The 559-nt window shown below is 46.3% G+C and carries 1 protein-coding gene and 1 pseudogene; both read left to right on the forward strand.

Annotation, left to right across the window (positions count from 1 at the left end; all coding sequences use genetic code 11):
* Window positions 1-89, forward strand: a pseudogene (locus R8O11_RS30265) (gamma-glutamylcyclotransferase); the annotation flags it as partial.
* Between the two features lie 96 nt (window positions 90-185).
* Window positions 186-548, forward strand: coding sequence for a DUF2799 domain-containing protein (locus R8O11_RS30270; RefSeq protein WP_020904287.1), 363 nt, complete (start codon window positions 186-188; stop codon window positions 546-548).
* The last annotated feature ends 11 nt before the right edge of the window (window positions 549-559 follow it).

Genomic DNA, 559 nt, shown 5'->3' on the forward strand with positions numbered 1-559 from the left:
CATTTGGCCAAGCGTGGATTTACTTGTATCAAGACACGGAGCAGCTTACGGAAGAGATAGCGTCTGGCGATTGGTGTCAAAGGGTGTGAACTATACTTAAGTAACCATCGTAAGAACGTTGTCGAGATTTAAAAACGTTTCTAAACACGTTAGAAAACGACAAGTCAGAAAAGTAAGGAGTGATGATGAGAGTGTTAATAATTGGCGCGATGATGATGCTTCTGTCTGCTTGTGCGCAAACCACCTTACCAGCTTCAACCAGTGTGACTGATTGGCAAGCGTTCGGGAAACAGTCTGCCTTAGATGGATTACGAGAGTTGTCACAAGAGCGGATAGCTAAGTTGGATGGTACTAACCACGCAACGCCAGAACTGATCGTGGCCTACCAAAACGGTTATCAAGAAGGTAAGCAAGAGTATTGTGAGCAAAGTGCCTATATGCTGGGCGTGGTTGGACGACCGTATTTCGGAATCTGCGATGACGTTGACCCGTTCTTCCAACACGATTATGACGCTGGTCGTATGTCTTCCGCAGGAGCTCCTATCTAAGGCAAGCGTTT

The organism is Vibrio sp. 1288 (assembly GCF_033344475.1).

Bases quoted from the DNA above. Each gene is read 5' to 3' on its own strand.
- R8O11_RS30270 (WP_020904287.1), top strand. From the start codon at position 186: ATGAGAGTGTTAATAATTGGCGCGATGATGATGCTTCTGTCTGCTTGT.